This window comes from Celeribacter sp. (assembly GCF_048270365.1).
GTDB lineage: Bacteria > Pseudomonadota > Alphaproteobacteria > Rhodobacterales > Rhodobacteraceae > Celeribacter.
Genome location: NZ_JBLWTA010000005.1, coordinates 232,032 through 249,438, shown reverse-complemented (window position 1 = coordinate 249,438; position 17,407 = coordinate 232,032). Strand labels below are relative to the sequence as shown.

14 protein-coding genes are annotated in these 17,407 nt (G+C 61.1%); 9 read left to right on the top strand and 5 right to left on the bottom strand.

The features are described 5' to 3' along the window. The first annotated feature begins 53 nt into the window (after positions 1–53). From ACN0X0_RS09535 to ACN0X0_RS09495, 9 genes are all read left to right on the top strand, one after another. Positions 54–1,694, top strand: a complete 1,641-nt coding sequence (locus ACN0X0_RS09535) for a BCCT family transporter (RefSeq protein ID WP_417278963.1) — start codon at positions 54–56, stop codon at positions 1,692–1,694. A gap of 110 nt (positions 1,695–1,804) precedes the next feature. Then, positions 1,805–2,167: a dihydroneopterin aldolase gene (folB, locus tag ACN0X0_RS09530; protein WP_417264386.1), complete on the top strand. Its 363-nt coding sequence runs from the start codon at positions 1,805–1,807 to the stop codon at positions 2,165–2,167. Positions 2,168–2,531: 364 nt separating this feature from the next. Further along, positions 2,532–3,785 carry a sarcosine oxidase subunit beta family protein gene (locus ACN0X0_RS09525; protein WP_417264385.1) on the top strand — a complete coding sequence of 418 codons (1,254 nt, stop codon included), beginning with the start codon at positions 2,532–2,534 and terminating at the stop codon, positions 3,783–3,785. A gap of 12 nt (positions 3,786–3,797) precedes the next feature. Beyond that, complete coding sequence (locus ACN0X0_RS09520; RefSeq protein ID WP_321365054.1) at positions 3,798–4,103, top strand: sarcosine oxidase subunit delta; 306 nt, start codon at positions 3,798–3,800, stop codon at positions 4,101–4,103. Then, positions 4,100–7,090, top strand: a complete 2,991-nt coding sequence (locus tag ACN0X0_RS09515; RefSeq protein WP_417278962.1) for a sarcosine oxidase subunit alpha — start codon at positions 4,100–4,102, stop codon at positions 7,088–7,090. Before ACN0X0_RS09520 ends, ACN0X0_RS09515 begins: the two co-directional genes overlap by 4 nt. Before the next feature lie 13 nt (positions 7,091–7,103). Next, positions 7,104–7,673 (top strand): sarcosine oxidase subunit gamma, encoded by a 570-nt coding sequence (locus tag ACN0X0_RS09510; protein WP_417278961.1) that lies wholly within the window; start codon positions 7,104–7,106, stop codon positions 7,671–7,673. A gap of 18 nt (positions 7,674–7,691) precedes the next feature. After that, positions 7,692–8,960 (top strand): serine hydroxymethyltransferase, encoded by a 1,269-nt coding sequence (glyA, locus tag ACN0X0_RS09505; RefSeq protein WP_417278960.1) that lies wholly within the window; start codon positions 7,692–7,694, stop codon positions 8,958–8,960. Positions 8,961–9,065: 105 nt separating this feature from the next. Continuing rightward, positions 9,066–10,472: an L-serine ammonia-lyase gene (locus ACN0X0_RS09500; RefSeq protein ID WP_417278959.1), complete on the top strand. Its 1,407-nt coding sequence runs from the start codon at positions 9,066–9,068 to the stop codon at positions 10,470–10,472. Positions 10,473–10,584: 112 nt separating this feature from the next. Then, on the top strand, positions 10,585–11,028 hold the full coding sequence (locus ACN0X0_RS09495; protein ID WP_417278958.1) for a cyclophilin-like fold protein: 444 nt from the start codon (positions 10,585–10,587) through the stop codon (positions 11,026–11,028). Between the two features lie 52 nt (positions 11,029–11,080). Here ACN0X0_RS09495 and fdhA read toward each other — a convergent pair whose 3' ends face one another. From fdhA to ACN0X0_RS09470, 5 genes are all read right to left on the bottom strand, one after another. Further along, positions 11,081–12,268, bottom strand: coding sequence for a formaldehyde dehydrogenase, glutathione-independent (gene fdhA, locus ACN0X0_RS09490; RefSeq protein WP_417278957.1), 1,188 nt, complete (start codon positions 12,266–12,268; stop codon positions 11,081–11,083). Between the two features lie 265 nt (positions 12,269–12,533). Then, the gene (locus ACN0X0_RS09485) at positions 12,534–13,472 is read right to left on the bottom strand and encodes an ABC transporter permease (RefSeq protein WP_417278956.1); all 939 of its coding nucleotides are present in this window, start codon (positions 13,470–13,472) and stop codon (positions 12,534–12,536) included. A gap of 12 nt (positions 13,473–13,484) precedes the next feature. Continuing rightward, positions 13,485–14,732 (bottom strand): ABC transporter permease, encoded by a 1,248-nt coding sequence (locus ACN0X0_RS09480; protein ID WP_417278955.1) that lies wholly within the window; start codon positions 14,730–14,732, stop codon positions 13,485–13,487. A gap of 181 nt (positions 14,733–14,913) precedes the next feature. After that, on the bottom strand, positions 14,914–15,999 hold the full coding sequence (locus ACN0X0_RS09475; RefSeq protein WP_417278954.1) for an ABC transporter substrate-binding protein: 1,086 nt from the start codon (positions 15,997–15,999) through the stop codon (positions 14,914–14,916). A gap of 97 nt (positions 16,000–16,096) precedes the next feature. After that, complete coding sequence (locus ACN0X0_RS09470) at positions 16,097–17,197, bottom strand: ABC transporter ATP-binding protein (RefSeq protein ID WP_417278953.1); 1,101 nt, start codon at positions 17,195–17,197, stop codon at positions 16,097–16,099. Between the last annotated feature and the right edge of the window lie 210 nt (positions 17,198–17,407).

The window sequence follows — 17,407 nt, the reverse complement described above, 5'->3', positions numbered from 1 at the left end:
AAGAGGCCTGAATACGGACTTAATCCGCTAGAATTAACATTGGAGGGATATCCATGACTGACCAGAAAGATCCGGATCCGACGTCCTACGAGGCGCCGCCGGAAAGTGTCATCGACACAGATTACGATATTGGCCAAGACAATATCGAAGGCACCTTGGGGCCGTTCGGCTTTGACCTGCACAAACCGGTGTTCCCGGTGTCGGCCGCCGCCGTCATCGCCTTTGTGGTGTTCACCCTGCTGCTGCCCGAAGTTGCGGGCAACACCTTCAGCGCCATGTTCTCTTTCGTGACGAAAGGGTTCGATTGGTTCTTCCTCGGTGCCGCTGACATTTTCGTCATCGTCTGTCTGGCCATCGTCGTCAGCCCCTATGGCAAAATCCGTCTGGGCGGTCCCGAAGCGAAACCAGACTTCAGCTACACCAGTTGGTTCGCGATGCTCTTTGCCGCCGGTATGGGCATCGGCCTGATGTTCTACGGGGTCTCAGAACCTCTGAGCCACTTCTCGTCGTCCTTGGGCGGGATTTCCGTCGGCGAAGACGGCGTGCGCACCGACTGGGCGCCGCTGGGTGCCGCTGGCGGCAACGAAGCCGAAGCCGTGCGTCTCGGCATGGCCGCCTCGATCTTCCACTGGGGTCTGCACCCTTGGGCGATCTATGCCATTGTTGCGCTGAGCCTCGCGCTCTTCTCCTACAACAAAGGCCTTCCGCTCACCATCCGCTCCGCCTTCTACCCGATCTTCGGCGAACGCGTCTGGGGCTGGCCGGGTCACATCATCGACATCCTTGCCGTGTTCGCGACCCTCTTCGGTCTCGCCACCTCTCTGGGTCTCGGGGCTGCGCAAGCCAACTCCGGTTTCAACAAGCTCTTCGGCATGCCGATCAGTGACACCTCGCAGGTGCTCTTGATCTGCGGCATCACCGCGATTGCCCTGTTCTCCGTGATCCGTGGCCTCGAAGCCGGTGTGAAACTCTTGTCCGAGATCAACATGGGCGTTGCCTTCCTGCTCTGGGGTTTCGTGCTCATCGCCGGTCCGACCGTCCTGTTGGCCACCGATATGCTGAGCTTCCTCGGCGCCTACCTGCAGTATCTGCCGGAACTTTCGAACCCGATCGGTCGTGACGACGTGAACTTTGCCCAAGGCTGGACTTCCTTCTACTGGGCCTGGTGGATCTCCTGGTCACCGTTCGTCGGCATGTTCATCGCCCGCGTCTCCCGTGGTCGGACCGTACGCGAGTTCATCATCTCCGTGCTGCTCGTGCCCTCACTGGTCTGTGTGCTCTGGATGTCCGTCTTCGGCGGTGCTGCGATCAACCAGGTGGTGCGTGATGGCTACATGGCCGTGACCGAAGCCCCCCTGCCGCTTCAGCTCTTCACCATGCTGGACGCCATGCCCTGGACGGCGATCACCTCCTTCATCGGGATCATTCTGGTCATCGTCTTCTTCGTGACCTCGTCCGACTCCGGCTCGCTCGTGATCGACACCATCGCCGCTGGCGGTAAAGTCGACGCGCCGGTGCCGCAGCGTGTGTTCTGGTGCCTGTTCGAAGGCGTGGTGGCCATCGTGTTGCTGCTCTCCGCAGGCGGTCTGAGCTCTCTGCAGTCCATGGTCATCTCGACCGGCCTTCCGTTCACCGTGGTCCTTCTGGTCATGTGTGTCGCGATCTGGCGCGGTCTGGCCTCTGAGCCTCGCTAACTTACGAGGGCACCCCCTGCCCTTCCCTTTCGCCGCCGGATGGTTCGCCCTCTGGCGGCGTTTTTTATAGCCCCTCCACCCTCCCCTTCCGTCCGATCCATGAGCCCCACATGTCCGACCGCATTTTCATCAGCAATCTCTGTCTCTACGGCTTTCACGGCGTCATGCCCGAGGAAAAGCGTCTCGGGCAGCGGTTTTACATCGACCTGTCCTGCGACATCGACCTCGCGCCTGCCGGTCAGGCGGATGACTACGGGCTGACGGTCTGTTACGATGCGCTATGCCAGCTGGCGCAAAAGACCTGTGACAGCGGGCCGTTTGATTTGATCGAAACACTGGGAGAGCGTATCGCGCAGGACGTGCTCGACCGGTTTGCCGCCATCCGTTCCGTGCGGGTGACCGTGCGCAAACCCTCGGCGCCGATAAGGGCCGCCCTGGATCACGTCGGCATCGAGATTCTGCGTCAGCGCTGAGCAAAAATTGCTGCGCCTGCGACAGAACATATGCGGCAGCTGCACAGCCCGCATTTTTCGCCCGAAACCCACTCAGAAATCCACAAGGCAAAGCGATTCCATTGGCTGAGCCGCAAAAAGGGGCATCAACCGCGGCAACGCCGCGCAAATGCGCCAAAAATCAATCATAGAAGGCAAATTCACGCCCAAAGAATGTGCAAAATACAGACAATCGACTCCGCAAAGGATAAGATCTTCTGACCAACGCAACAAAAACGTGACGATGACGCATACATTCATAACGCGTGGCGCAAATATCCGATTATTCGCCCCGTTAAGACGCGATCATCGCTCAATTCCTTCTCTCACAGAGAAAGCCTGCACGATGACACGCTTCAATGCACTTAACCTTGTTAAGAACGCCCTGACCGGGCACAAGAACTGGACCGAGCAATGGCCGGAGAGCCAGCCGAAAGCCGAGTATGACGTGGTCATCGTCGGTGCTGGCGGCCACGGGCTTGGCGCCGCTTATTATCTGGCCAAAGAACACGGCATCACCAATATCGCCGTGATCGACAAAGGCTGGCTCGGCGGCGGCAACACCGGCCGGAACACCACGATCATTCGCTCGAACTACCTCTACGACGAATCCGCGCGTCTCTTCGATCACGCGGTCGATCTGTGGCAGGGCCTCAGCCAGGAGCTGAACTACAACGTGATGTATTCCAACCGTGGCTGCTTGATGCTGGCCCACACGGTGCATGACGTTCAGAGCTTTAAGCGCCACATCCACGCCAACCGTTTGAACGGCGTCGACAACCGCTGGCTCTCGACGGAAGAGTGCAAAGAATACTGCCCGCCGATCAACATCGCGCCGGATGCCCGTTACCCCGTCATGGGTGGCGCTTTGCAAGAACGTGCCGGGACTGCGCGTCACGATGCCGTGGCTTGGGGCTATGCCCGGGGTGCCGCCGAGCGTGGTGTGGACATCATCCAGAACTGTGCCGTGAACGCGATCCGCCGCAACCCGGACGGCTCCGTCGCGGGCGTCGACACCGACAAGGGTTTCATCAAAGCCAAGAAGGTCGCCGTCTCCGCTTCCGGTCACAACTCGATGGTTATGGAAACCGCAGGCGTGCGTCTGCCGCTGGAATCCATGCCGCTTCAGGCGCTGGTGTCCGAGCCGATCAAACCGATCTTCCCCTGCGTTGTGATGTCGAACGCCGTGCACGCCTATTGTTCCCAGTCGGACAAAGGCGAGCTGGTGATCGGATCGGGTACGGACCAATACGTGTCCTACTCCCAGCGTGGCGGTCTGCCGCTCATCGAGCACACGATTGCCGCCATCTCCGAAGTCTTCCCGATCTTCAACCGCATGCGGATGCTCCGTAAATGGGGCGGGATCACCGACAACACACCGGACCGTTCGCCGATCGTCGGCAAGACCCCGGTTCAGAACCTCTACGTCAACTGTGGCTGGGGCACGGGCGGGTTCAAAGCCACCCCGGGGGCCGCGCACACGCTGGCCTGGACCGTCGCCAAAGACGAACCGCACCCGATCAACGCGCCCTTCACGCTGGACCGTTTCCGCACGGGCCGCCTGATCGACGAAGCGGCTGCGGCTGCTGTTGCGCACTAAGGAGACACGAACATGCTTCAGATTTTTTGCCCCTATTGCGAAGAACTGCTTCCGGAAACGGAGTTTGTTTACGCAGGCGAAGCACATATCGACCGTCCGGTGTCTCCTTCGGAGCAAACCGACGAAGAATGGGCCGAGTTCCTGTTCATGCGCAAGAACGTGAAAGGCATCCACTTTGAACGTTGGCGCCACATCCACGGTTGTGGTCGCTACTTCAACGTCGTGCGCAACACGATCACCGACAAAATCATCGTGACCTATAAAGCGGGCGAGCCACAGCCCGATCTCTCCAAAATTCTGGAGGAGCAAAACCAATGAGCACTTACCGCGTAAAAGGCAAAGGTCGTGTCGACGCGTCGAAACCCGTCGTGTTCACCTTTGACGGCAAACCCTACACTGGCCTGAAAGGCGACACCGTCGCCTCTGCCCTTCTGGCGCACGGCGTGCATCTGATGGGCCGGTCGTTCAAATACCACCGCCCGCGTGGCGCCGTTGCGGCCGGTTCTGAGGAGCCCAACGCGCTGATCGGCACCCGTCGCGGCGCCGGTCGGTTCGAGCCGAACACCCGCGCCACGGTGCAGGAGATCTGGGAAGGTCTGGAGACCAATTCCCAGAACAAATTCCCGAGCCTGAAATTCGACGTGGGCGCTGTGAACGACGCCGCCTACATGATGTTCTCGGCCGGTTTCTACTATAAAACCTTCATGTGGCCGCGGTCTTTCTGGGACAAGGTTTATGAGCCCTTCATCCGTGCCGCCGCCGGCCTGGGTGTGTCCCCGACCGAACATGACCCGGACACCTATGCCTCACGCAACCTGTTCTGCGATCTGTTGATCGTAGGCGCCGGTCCCGCCGGGATCGCCGCCGCACGCGAAGCGGCTGGCAAAGGTCTGTCTGTCGTGATCGTCGATGAGAACGCCGAAATGGGCGGCTCGATCCTGTCGGAACCGCAAGCCAAGATCGAGGGCAAGACCTCCTGGGACTGGCTGTCGGACGAATTGGCCGCGCTGAAACAGGCAGGCGTCAAGCTGATGACCCGCACCACGGCGATCGGGTACTACCACGAGAACATGATCGGTCTCGTGGAGAAGCTCACCGACCACCTCCCGACGCTCCCCGCCGACACCCCGCGCGAGCGGATGTGGCGTGTGCGCGCCAAACAGGTCGTTTTGGCCCAAGGCGCTCTGGAAAAACCGCTGGTGTTCCACGGCAACGACCGTCCGGGCGTGATGCTCGCGGGCTCTGCCCAGACCTACCTGCACCGCTATGGCGTCAAGGTCGGCAACAGCCCGGTCGTCGTCACCTCGCATGACAGCGCTTGGTATGCCGCCTTCGATCTTCAGGATGCGGGCGCCTATGTTCAGGCCATCGTCGACACCCGTGCGCAGGTTCGTCAGGACCTTCAGGCCGAGGCCCGCGCCCGTGGTATCCCGGTGAAACTGTCGCACACTGTGACGGCCACCGGCGGTCGCCTGCGCGTCAACAATGTCCGCGTGAACCCGGTCAACGGCAGCACGGTCGGCAACGGCCAGTGGATCAAATGCGATGCGCTTTTGATGTCCGGCGGCTGGACCCCGTCCCTGCACCTGTTCTCCCACACCAAGGGCAGCCTGACCTGGGACGACGATCTCACCACCTTCTTGCCGAAAGACACACCCGAAGATTGCATCATCACCGGCGCGTCGCGTGGCCTTTGGGGCACCGAGGCGGCTCTGCGTGATGGCGCTGAACGTGTCGGCGAGGCTCTGGCCAAGCTGGGCGTCGAGGTCACCGCGACCGAGTACACCGTGGCGGACGACCGCACCGGCTCCGGCGTGATGATGCGCGAACTGCCGACGGATCGCAGCCCGGGCAAGGCGAAAGCCTTTGTCGACTATCAGAACGACGTGACCGCGAAAGACCTGCGTCTCGCCGTGCGCGAGGGCATGCGCTCCATCGAGCACGTCAAACGCTACACCACCAACGGCATGGCGACCGACCAGGGCAAGATGTCCAACATCAACGGCCTGAACATCGCCGCTGACGCTCTGGGCAAAAAGCAACCGCAGGTGGGTCTGACGACCTTCCGTCCGCCCTACACGCCGACCACCTTCGGCGCCTTCGCGGGCTATCACCGCGGTGAGCATTTCGAAGTCGTGCGCAAAACGCAGATCGACGGTTGGGCCGAAGAGAACGGTGCCGTGTTCGAACCCGTGGGCCAGTGGCGCCGTGCGCGCTACTTCCCGAAAGCGGGCGAGACGATGGATCAGGCCGTGACCCGCGAATGTGCGGCGACGCGCGCCTCCGTGGGCATCTTCGACGCCTCCACGCTGGGCAAGATCGAAGTCGTCGGCCCCGACGCCGCCGAATTCATCAACCGCATGTACACCAACCCGTTCCTGAAACTGGCGCCGGGCAAGTGTCGCTACGGTCTGCTCTTGGGCGATGACGGTTACATCCGCGACGATGGTGTGATTGCCCGTGTCGACGAAGACCGTTTCCACGTCACCACCACCACCGGTGGCGCGGCGCGTGTGCTGAACATGATGGAAGACTACCTCCAAACGGAATGGCCCGATCTCAACGTCTGGCTGACCTCCACCACGGAGCAATGGTCCACCGTTGCCCTGAACGGTCCGAACGCCGCCAAACTGCTCGCGCCCTTCGTCGAAGGTATCGAGCTGACCGAAGAAGCCTTCCCGCATATGTCTTGCGTGAACTGCACCGTGGCGGGCTACCCCGCCCGTCTGTGGCGCGTGAGCTTCACCGGCGAGATCGGCTTCGAGATCAACGTGGCAGCACCTTACGGTCGCGATCTTTGGGAAAAACTGTGGGAGGCGGGTCAGCAATACGACATCACCGCCTACGGCACCGAGACCATGCACGTGTTGCGCGCCGAAAAAGGCTACATCATCGTCGGTCAGGACACCGACGGCACCGTCACCCCGCAGGACGCGGGCATGGACTGGGCCATTGGTAAAAAGAAAGCCGACTTTGTGGGCATGCGCGGTCTGCGCCGCCCGGATCTCGTGGCCGAAGGTCGCAAACAGCTTGTGGGTCTTCTGACCGAAGACAACAGCTGGCTCGAGGAAGGCGCTCAGATCGTGTTCGATCCGAAACAGCCGATCCCGATGACCATGCGCGGTCACGTGACCTCGTCCTACAATCAAGGCACCACCGGTCGTCCGATCGCTCTGGCCGTGATCGAAGGCGGGCACTCGAAGATGGGCGAAACGGTCTACATCCCGATGCCGGATCGGACCATCGCCGCGAAAATCACCGGGACCGTGTTCTACGATCCCGAAAACAGCCGCCTGAAAATCTGATCGGAGGTCAGACATGTCCAAGCATATCTCTTCTCTGGCCCCCTCGGTCGTGGTGGATACCGCTGCTGCCCGTGTGGCCGTCTCGCAACTGATTGGCCGCATCTCTTTGCGCGCACGCACTCAAGAATCCGGCGGGGATCTTGCCGCAGTGAGCAAAGCCATCGGCCTCGATCTCCCGACACAGATCGGGACCCGCGCCAAGGCAGAAGGCATCGAAGCCGCCTGTCTCGGCCCGGACGAGTGGACCCTTTTGGTTTCGCTCGAGCAGATCGAAAAGGTGGAGGACGCTTTGGCGGCCCTCTACCCCTCGCTGCCGCATTCGATGACCGAAATCACCGGGCGCGAAGTGACCTTTACCATCGAGGGTCCGCAAACCCCCGACCTTCTGAGCATCGGTCTGGCGCGGGACGTCAATTCGATCAAGGTCGGCCATGCCCGCCGCACGCTTTTCGACGGTGCGACCGTCACTCTCTGGCGCGATTCCGAGACCAGCTTCCGCATGGATGTCTGGAACAGCTTCGCCCCTTTCCTTGCCACAACCCTTGAGACCGGCGCGAAAGAACTCGCGGCCGAACTCGCCTGAACCTGAAGGATCATCCGCATGTTTGACCGCCTGCAAAAATACGAAATCGCAGACGCCGACATCGCCTCCGCCATTGGCGAGGAACTGGAGCGTCAGCAGACCCAGATTGAACTGATCGCCTCCGAGAACATCGTGTCCCCGGACGTGATGGCGGCTCAGGGCTCTGTTCTGACCAACAAATACGCCGAAGGGTATGTCGGCAAGCGCTACTACGGTGGCTGTGAGTTCGTGGACAAAGTCGAGGCCGTGGCCATCGACCGTCTGAAACAACTCTTCGGCGCCGAATACGCCAACGTGCAGCCGCACTCCGGTGCACAAGCCAATCAGGCTGTGTTCCTCGCTCTGCTCGAGCCGGGCGACCGCATCATGGGCCTGTCTCTGGCCCACGGCGGTCACCTGACCCACGGCTCGCCGGTGACCATGTCAGGCAAGTGGTTCGATGTCGTCTCCTATGAGGTCGACCCCGACACCCACCTGATCGACATGGAAAAAGTGCGCGAGAAGGCTCTGGAGACCAAACCGAAGCTGATCGTGGCCGGTGCCTCTGCCTACCCGCGCGTCATTGATTTCGAAGGCTTCCGCAAGATCGCCGACGAAGTGGGCGCTTACCTGATGGTCGACATGGCCCACTACGCCGGTCTGATCGCAGGCGGCAAATACCCGAACCCGGTGCCGCACGCCCATGTGACCACCTCCACCACCCACAAGACGCTCCGCGGTCCGCGTGGTGGCGTGATCCTGTCCAACGACGAAGCGATCGCCAAGAAACTGAACTCCGCCGTGTTCCCGGGCAACCAGGGTGGCCCGCTGATGCACGTCATCGCCGCCAAAGCCGTGGCCTTCGGTGAGGCGCTTCAGCCGTCCTTCTCCGACTACGCCGGTCAGGTGATCGAGAACGCGAAAGCTCTGGCTGACGTGTTGAAAGTCGGCGGTCTGGGCATCGTCTCCGGTGGCACCGATTGTCACATGGTCCTCGTCGATCTGCGCCCCAAAGGCGTGACCGGCAAAGTGGCCGAGATCGCGCTCGAGCGTGCTGGCCTGACCTGCAACAAGAACTCGATCCCGAACGATCCCGAGAAGCCCTTCGTGACTTCCGGCATCCGTCTCGGCACCTCTGCGGGCACCACCCGTGGCTTCAAAGAGGCCGAGTTCGAACAGATCGGCTCGCTGATCCTCAAGGTCCTCGACGCCCTGTCGAACAACCCGGAGGGCGACGCTGCGGTCGAAGCCGAAGTGCTGGCCGAGGTCAAAAAACTCTGCGCCGATCACCCGATCTACGGCGCCTGATCCTATCACGGCCTCCCATGATGGGGGGCCGCACACCAAATCGATCTCTGATTTGAAGGGCCTGACGTTTTACGCGCGGGCCCTCATTTGCAAAAGGGCACCGCCATGTTCCTCTCCGTCTTCGACGTTTTCAAAATCGGCATCGGCCCCTCTTCGTCGCATACGATGGGGCCCATGGTCGCCGCGCACCGTTTCATTGAGGACCTGCGCGCCGGGAAGGGCAAATATCCGGGCTGTGGGCCGCTCTCGCGCCTGTCGGCCACGCTTTACGGCTCGCTCGCCTTCACCGGCAAGGGCCACGCCACCGACCGCGCCGTCATCCTTGGCCTCTGCGGTCAACTGCCCGACACGCTCGATCTCGATCAGGCCGACGCGATGGAACAGGCGGTTTACGACAACAAGAAAATCGCCCTCGACGGTCTCCCGGAGCTGGATTTCGATCCAAAGGTCGATCTCGTGTTCGACTACGGTCCGGCGCTTGAGGGTCACGCCAACGGCATGATCCTGCGCGGGCATGACAAGGACGGCAATATCTACTACGCCCAGACCTATTACTCGGTCGGTGGCGGCTTCATCATGACCGATGAGGAGCTGGAAGCCTCGAAAACCGGCGTGTCTTTGCATGACGAAAAAGAGGCGCTGAACTTCCCCTATCCCTTTGGCACGGCGAAAGAAATGCTCGATATGGGGCTGTCCTCCGGCAAGTCCATCGCCGAGATGAAACGGGCCAATGAGCGCAAGGTGCACGGGCCCGATCTTGAACCCAAACTCGACCGTTTGATCGAGACGATGAACGAATGCATCGACCGCGGCCTGTCCCAAGACGGCATCCTGCCGGGCGGTCTCAAGGTCAAGCGCCGTGCCAAATCCATCCATGAATCGCTCAAGGCCGAACAGGGTCTCAACATCACCGCGCCCCACGTCGCCAACGACTGGATGAGCGTCTACGCCATGGCGGTGAACGAGGAAAACGCGGCGGGGGGCCGGGTGGTGACCTCGCCCACCAATGGTGCTGCGGGCGTGGTGCCGGCGGTGATGCGCTACTACCGGATGCATTGCCAAGGCGCGACGGACGCCAAGCTCAAGGACTTCCTTCTCGTTGCCGCCGCCATCGGTGGCTTGATCAAGCACAACGCGTCGATTTCGGGTGCCGAAGTCGGCTGTCAGGGCGAGGTTGGCTCCGCCGCCGCCATGGCCGCTGGCGCGCTTTGTGCCGTTTTGGGCGGGACCAACGAACAGGTGGAAAACGCCGCCGAAATCGCCTTGGAACACCACCTCGGCATGACCTGTGACCCTGCTGCAGGCCTCGTGCAGGTGCCCTGCATCGAACGCAACGCCTTGGGCGCGATCAAGGCGGTGTCGGCGGCCTCCCTGTCACTGCGCGGCGACGGAACCCACTTCATGCCTTTGGACAACTGCATCCAAGTCATGCTGGAAACCGGCCGCGACATGAACCTCAAGTACAAAGAGACCTCAACAGGCGGCATCGCCGTGAACCTGCCGGAGTGTTGAAGGTTTCTGCCAAGAAATCAGAAACGCGCGGAGGCCAGCCCCCCCGCGCGTTTTTTTATGGCCCTCACGACCTCCGGCCCTAAATAGGGCTGAAACACGCCCCGGAGATCCCATGCCATTCAACCATTTGTCCCGACGAGGTTTCATCGCCTCAGCCGCCGCCACAGCTTTGACTGTTCCCGCCCGTGTGCACGCTCAGAACACGATGCAGATGCGGGTAAGCTTTGACGATCAGAAGGCGATCTACAGCCTCATCGACAACCCGACGACGCGGGACTTGATCTTCATGCTGCCGATCGATCTGACGATCGAAGATTTTTCCACCAACGAGAAAATCGTCCACCTGCCCCGCCGTCTTGACGAGGGTGGCTATGCGCCGTTCGACGACGAGACGCCGGGTGATCTGTGCTATTTCCTCGGCTGGGGTAATCTGGCGCTGTTCCACGATGACTATACGTTCCGCAACGACCTGATCCGGCTCGGGCGGCTTGAAGGTCCCGTGACGCCTTTGCTGCACAAGGGCGAATATCCGGCGCGGATCGAGATGATCGGATAGAAAAAAGGGCGGCCAACTCGGGCCGCCCTTTCTGTTTCTTATCGAGGCAGGCTCAGCTCGCCTTAAGCATCCCATGCGGGTCGAGCACGAATTTCTTCGCGGCACCGTGGTCGAAGGCCTCATAGCCTTTCGCCGCATCCTCGAGCGAGATCACCTGAGCGTTCACGATGTCCGCGATCGGCAGACGTCCGTGCAGGATCGCCTGCATGAGCTGGCGGTTGTATTTCAGAACCGGGGTCTGACCAGTGTGGAAGCTCTGCGCCTTCGCCCAGCCGAGGCCGAACCGCAGCGACAGGCTACCGACTTTGGCGGCTTCATCGGTCGCGCCCGGATCTTCGGTCACGTAGAGGCCCGGAATGCCGATGCTGCCCGCCACGCGGGTGATGTCCATCATCTGGTTGAGCACGATGGCCGGTTGCTCGCCGCCCGAATGCCCGCGCGCCTCAAAGCCCACGGCGTCGATGGCGGCGTCCACTTCGGGGCTGCCAGTGATCTCGGCGATCATGTCGCCCAGACGGTCGCTTTGGTTCAGGTCGACGGGGACAAAGCCCATCTTGGCGGCGTGATCCAGACGCTCTTTGTTGAAGTCACCGATCATCACGATGGCAGCACCAAGGATCTGCGCAGAGGCCGCCGCAGCGAGACCCACTGGACCCGCGCCCGCGACATAGACCACGGAGCCGACGCCGACACCGGCCTGAACCGCACCGTGGAAGCCGGTGGGCAGGATGTCGGAGAGCATGGTGAGATCGGTGATCTTCTCCATGGCTTGATCGCGATCCGGGAATTTCAACAGGTTGAAGTCGGCGTAGGGCACCATGACATAGCGTGCCTGACCGCCGACCCAGCCGCCCATGTCGACGTAGCCGAAGGCCCCGCCAGCGCGCTCCGGGTTCACGGTGAGACAGACGCCGGTGTCCTGTTCTTTACAGCAACGGCAACGACCGCAGGCGACGTTGAACGGCACGGAGACGATGTCGCCGACGTTCAGCATCTCGACGTCGGAGCCTTTTTCGATCACTTCGCCGGTGATTTCGTGACCCAGCACGAGACCTTCGGGCGCGGTGGTGCGGCCACGGACCATGTGCTGGTCGGAGCCGCAGATGTTGGTGGAGATCACTTTCAGGATCACCGCATGTTCAAGCTTGCGCCCATCGGGAGCGGCCATCACCGGATCTGCGATGGATTGGACCTCGACCTTGCCGGGGCCCATGTAGACGACGCCTTTGTTGGAACTCATGATTTTCCTCCCAATATATCTATATCAGTGCGGTTTCAGGATCAGGCCGCTCCGTCCTCCCGGATCAGCCCGCCCGCAAACGGACCGCTCAAATACGGTCCATGCGTCCGACCAGAAAAGCGCGGCAGGCCCCTCTCGCGCGCGGAGCAATGAGGCGAAACCGCAGAACAACTGCGTCACAAACGCAAACGCGCCCGTCCAGGCGGAAGGGCGCGTAGCTATAGTATAACATAGTTGGCGATAAATATCGCCCGGCTAGGTCGGCTTAATGCGCCGCCACACCGCGCAGCCGTTCGGACCGGCGGCGCAGGATTTCCACCGTGGTCAAAAGCGCGATGGAGATGATCACGAGGATCGTCGCCACGGCCAAAATCGCCGGGCTGATCTGTTCGCGGATGCCGCTCCACATCTGACGCGGGATGGTCTGTTGATCGGGGCCTGCGATGAAGAGCACGGCGACCACTTCGTCAAAGGAGGTGACGAAGGCAAAGAGACCACCAGAGATCACGCCCGGCAGGATAAGCGGCATCACCACCTTGAAGAACGTCCGGCGCGGGTTGGCACCGAGGCTGGCGGAGGCCCGGATCAGGGATTGGTCAAAGCCCGACATGGTCGCCGTCACGGTGATGATCACGAAGGGAATGCCAAGCGCCGCGTGGGCCAAAACGACGCCCGTGTAGGTCGAGGTCAGGCGCCCGCACTCCATGCCGACGATGGCGCAGGGGTTGGAGTAGAAAAAGAACATCCCCGTCGCGACGATGATGATCGGCACGATCATCGGGCTGATCAGGATCGCCATGATCGTCCGGCGCCACGGCATTTCGGGACGCGCCAGACCAAGGGCCGCCAAAGTGCCCAGAACGGTCGACAGGATCGTCGCCCAGAAGCCAATGATCACGGAGTTCTTCGCCGCTTTCACCCAATCCGCATTGTGCCAGAGATCGGACCACCATGCGCCATCGCGCAGGGCTTCGGCCGCTTGCATTCCAGAGGTCAAAAGCGAGTCATACCAGCGCAGGCTGTAGCCCTCGGGATCGAAGCTGAGCATCTTCTCGGTATAGGTGAAATAGGGTTCCGCGTTGAAGGACAGCGGCACGATCACAAGGATCGGCGCGATCAGAAAGAAGAACACGAGGACACAGATCACCAGGTAGGCGTAGTGCCAGGTGCGTTCGAGCGGGGAGGCGTAGCTAGGCAGGGCCATCAGTCTCTCTCCTTAACCGAGTTTCAGTTTGTCGATGCCGATCAGGCGATCGTAGAGCCAGTAGAGCACCAAGACGCCCACCAGAAGCATAGTCGCCAGAGCCGCCGCCATGGACCAGTTGGCCTTGGTCATGTGGAACTGCACCATGTTGGAGAACAATTGGCCGTCTGCGCCCCCGACAAGCGCGGGGGTGATGTAATATCCGACCGCGAGGATGAAGACCAAAAGCACGCATGCGCCGATGCCGGGGATCGTTTGCGGTAGGTAGATGCGGCGGAAAGTCGTCCAGCTGGTGGCCCCCAAAGAGCGCGCAGCACGGGTGTAGCTCACCGGAATGACGCGCATCACGGAGTAGAGCGGCAGCACCATAAAGGGCAGAAGGATGTGCACCATGGCAATAATGGTGCCCGTTTGGTTGTAGATCATCTGAAGGCGGCCATCGTCGCCGATGATGCCCAAAGCGACGAGAATGTCATTCACCACGCCCTGCCCCTGCAACAGCACGATCCAGCTCGTGGTCCGCACCAAAAGCGAGGTCCAGAACGGCAAAAGCACGAGGATCATCAGAAGGTTGGCCTTGGCCATCGGCAGGGTCGCCAAAAGATGCGCAATCGGGAAAGCCAGCACCAGACAGATCGCGGTGATCACCCCGGCAATCAGGAAGGTCTTGATAAACAGGCGGAAATAGATGCGCTGGTTCTCATCGACCTTGGTCAGCTTGCCGTCGGCATCGCGTTCCAGATCGAAAGCGATGGTGTAGAAATCGAACGTCCACGGGCTGGCCGCAGAGCGCATCGCATTCCAGACCAACGGGTCGTCCCAGTCCTCGTCCAGCTCAAGCATCGCCGCCATATAGGGCGGCTCCAATTTGTCCGCGCCACGTGCCGCCTTGGTGAACATCGAGCGCGTGCCGGAAACCACATAGTTGATCCGCGTGCCCGCATCGCCCGCCGCCCGCGTCTCTTTCATCAGCACGAGATCGGAGGCCAGCGCGGCAAAGGCGGCCTCGTCGGGTGCTGTGCCTTTCGGGTTCTCGGCGAACCACTGGCTGAGTGCCGGAACGGATTTGGAAAACTGATCGTTGTAGACCGAGCGTTGCAGCATCTGGCCGATCGGCACGGCAAAGCTGATCAGAATGAACAGCAGCAAAGGCAGCACAAGGAAAAACGCGCGGCGTTTGGCCTGGGCCTGCGCCGAAGCCAACGCGGCCTTGAGCGGGCGCCCGTCCGCGGTGGTCAACTGAGAGGCGACGTCAGACATCCTGTTTCCTATCTTTATCTTGGCGCCGGAGCTGCGCGAGGGGCGCGCTCACGGCCGTGTCAGAACACGCGTCAAAATTCGGGTCTTAGGGGACCGGCGAAAGAGCAGAGGTAAAGCTCTTTCGCCGATCTGCCGGGGACAAGGGGAGCCCCCGGCAAACTTTTCAGATCCTGAGACAGGATCAGTTGGCGAGGAGCCAAGCGTTGAAACGCTCACCCAGCTCGGTTTCGCGGTCGACCCAGAACTCAGCGGAAGACGCCAGAGCGTTGGTCATGTTCTCCGGGTAGGTCGGCAGGTTCGGTGCCATCGGGATGTCGGTGCCGTGCACGTTGCCCACCAGCGGCGCTGCGGATTTACGCGGCGTGCCGTAGGAGATGCGCTCGGAGAAGCTGGCGGATTGCTCGGACGAGGTGGCGTATTTGATGTATTCCATCGCAGCCTCGGCGTTCGGCGCGCCTTCCGGGATCACATAGCCTTCCCACTCATAGACCTGACCGTCCCAGAGCACTTCGAAGGGTTTGCCTTCGTTGACGGCGGCGTTAAAAATCCGGCCGTTGTAGGACATGGTCATGACAACCTCGCCATCGGCCAGAAGCTGCGGCGGCTGTGCACCGGCTTCCCAGTAGATCGCGTCGCCTTTGATGGTGTCGAGTTTCGCGAAGGCACGGTCCACGCCCTCGTCGGTGTCGAGCACGTCATAGACCTCATCGGCCGGCACGCCATCGGCCATCAGCGCCATTTCCAGAACCACTTTCGGGCTTTTCAGAACGCCGCGCTTGCCGGGGAATTTCTCGGTATCAAAGAAGTCGGCGATGGAGGACGGGGCCGCACCTTCGGCGAATTTCGACGCGTCATAGGCCACGGCGGTGGCGTAGATGTCGTTCGGCACCATGCATTCGCTCAGCGTACCTTCGAGGAAGTCCTCTTCCGCGGGCGTGCCATCTGCGCCATCGGGCAGGAGCGAGGCGTCGATCGGCATCAGTTGGCCTTCGTCGCACAGGCGCATCGCGTCGGAGATCAGGAACAGGGCGACGTCGGTGGTGACGTTGCCGGCATCCACCTGAGCTTTCACCGGGGTCGCCGGGTTGTCGGCGTCCACGGAGACGACACCGATGCCGGTCTCTGCGGTGAAGGGCTTGTAGTAAGCTTCGGTTTCAGCGGCGGCATAGGACCCGCCCCAGCTCATGATGGTGATGTCCTCAGCCAGAGCCGGAAGCGCCAGGCCGCCAAGCGCGGTGGTCAGGGCCAAAAGGGTCTTTTTGTTCATGTTGGTCTCCATGTTGGATCAGGATGAAACGCAGGCGGCCTTTGTGCCTCTCGCGTGTATGGCCTCGCCCCGGCCCTGTTCGCCGGGACGAAGAAACTCAGATCATGTCGAGCGCGCGCGCATCGAGCGGGTTCCAACCGATGCGGATGCGCTGGCCCGGGGTCAGGGGCATCTGGTCGATGGTGTTGCGGCATTTCACGACGAATTCGTCATGACCGGCGACACGCATCCGGGTGCGCAAAATGTCGCCCATGTAGATGACTTCGAGGACCTCGGCGTCGATGGTATGCGCGCCTGCGGGGATCAATTCCGGTTTAAATTCAACCCGCTCGGGGCGGATCGACACGAGGGTCTTGTCGCCCTTGGCATTCACGTTCACGGCGGTGGCATCAATCAGCTCACCATTCTCAAGACGCACCACGGCACGGTCGCCGTTCAGCTCTTCGATCACACCCGGCAGCTTGTTGTTCTCGCCGATGAAGCCCGCGACAAAGCTGTTGTCGGGACGTTCATAAAGCTCGGCGGGCGGGGCGAGTTGTTGGATACGGCCATCGTTGAAAACGGCCACGCGGTCGGACATGGTCAGCGCTTCGCCCTGATCGTGGGTCACATAGACCACGGTGATGCCGAGGCTTTCGTGCAGGTGTTTGATCTCGAACTGCATGTGTTCACGCAGCTGTTTGTCGAGCGCGCCCAGAGGTTCGTCCATCAGCACGAGTTTCGGATCGAACACCAGCGCACGGGCCAGAGCGATCCGCTGTTGCTGACCGCCGGACATCTGCGCCGGGCGACGGTTCGCGAAGGCGCCCATCTGCACCATATCGAGCGCACGTTTGATTTTCGCCTCGCGCTCGGACTTGCCCATGCCGCGCACTTCGAGCGGGAAGGACAGGTTTTCGCCCACGGTCATATGCGGGAAGAGCGCGTAGTTCTGGAACACCATGCCGATACCGCGTTTGTGCGGCGGCACCTGGTTGATCGGTTTGCCATCGAGGCGGATTTCGCCGTGGGTGGCGGTCTCAAAGCCTGCGAGCATCATCAGGCAGGTGGTCTTGCCGGAGCCCGACGGCCCGAGCATGGTCAGAAATTCACCCTTGGCCAATTGCAGATTGAGGTCTTTCACCACGAGGGTCTCACCGTCGTAGCTTTTCTGTACATGTTCGAAAGACACGAACGCGTCGTCGCGGGATGCCACCATGACCCAAACTCTCCCTGAGTTCTTGTTGTTGAGCCTACGAACGCCGCCCGAGAGCGGCACCGTGGCCAGGAATTTCAGGGAATATTGAGAGAAGGCCGAAGCGCAGGGAGTATAGCTGCGTCAATCACCCTGTATTATTGCGCAGAAGCTCTGGGCGATTTGACGCAGAATTTTATCTTCGTCTGTTTTGCGAGCAGAATCGCTCGAAAA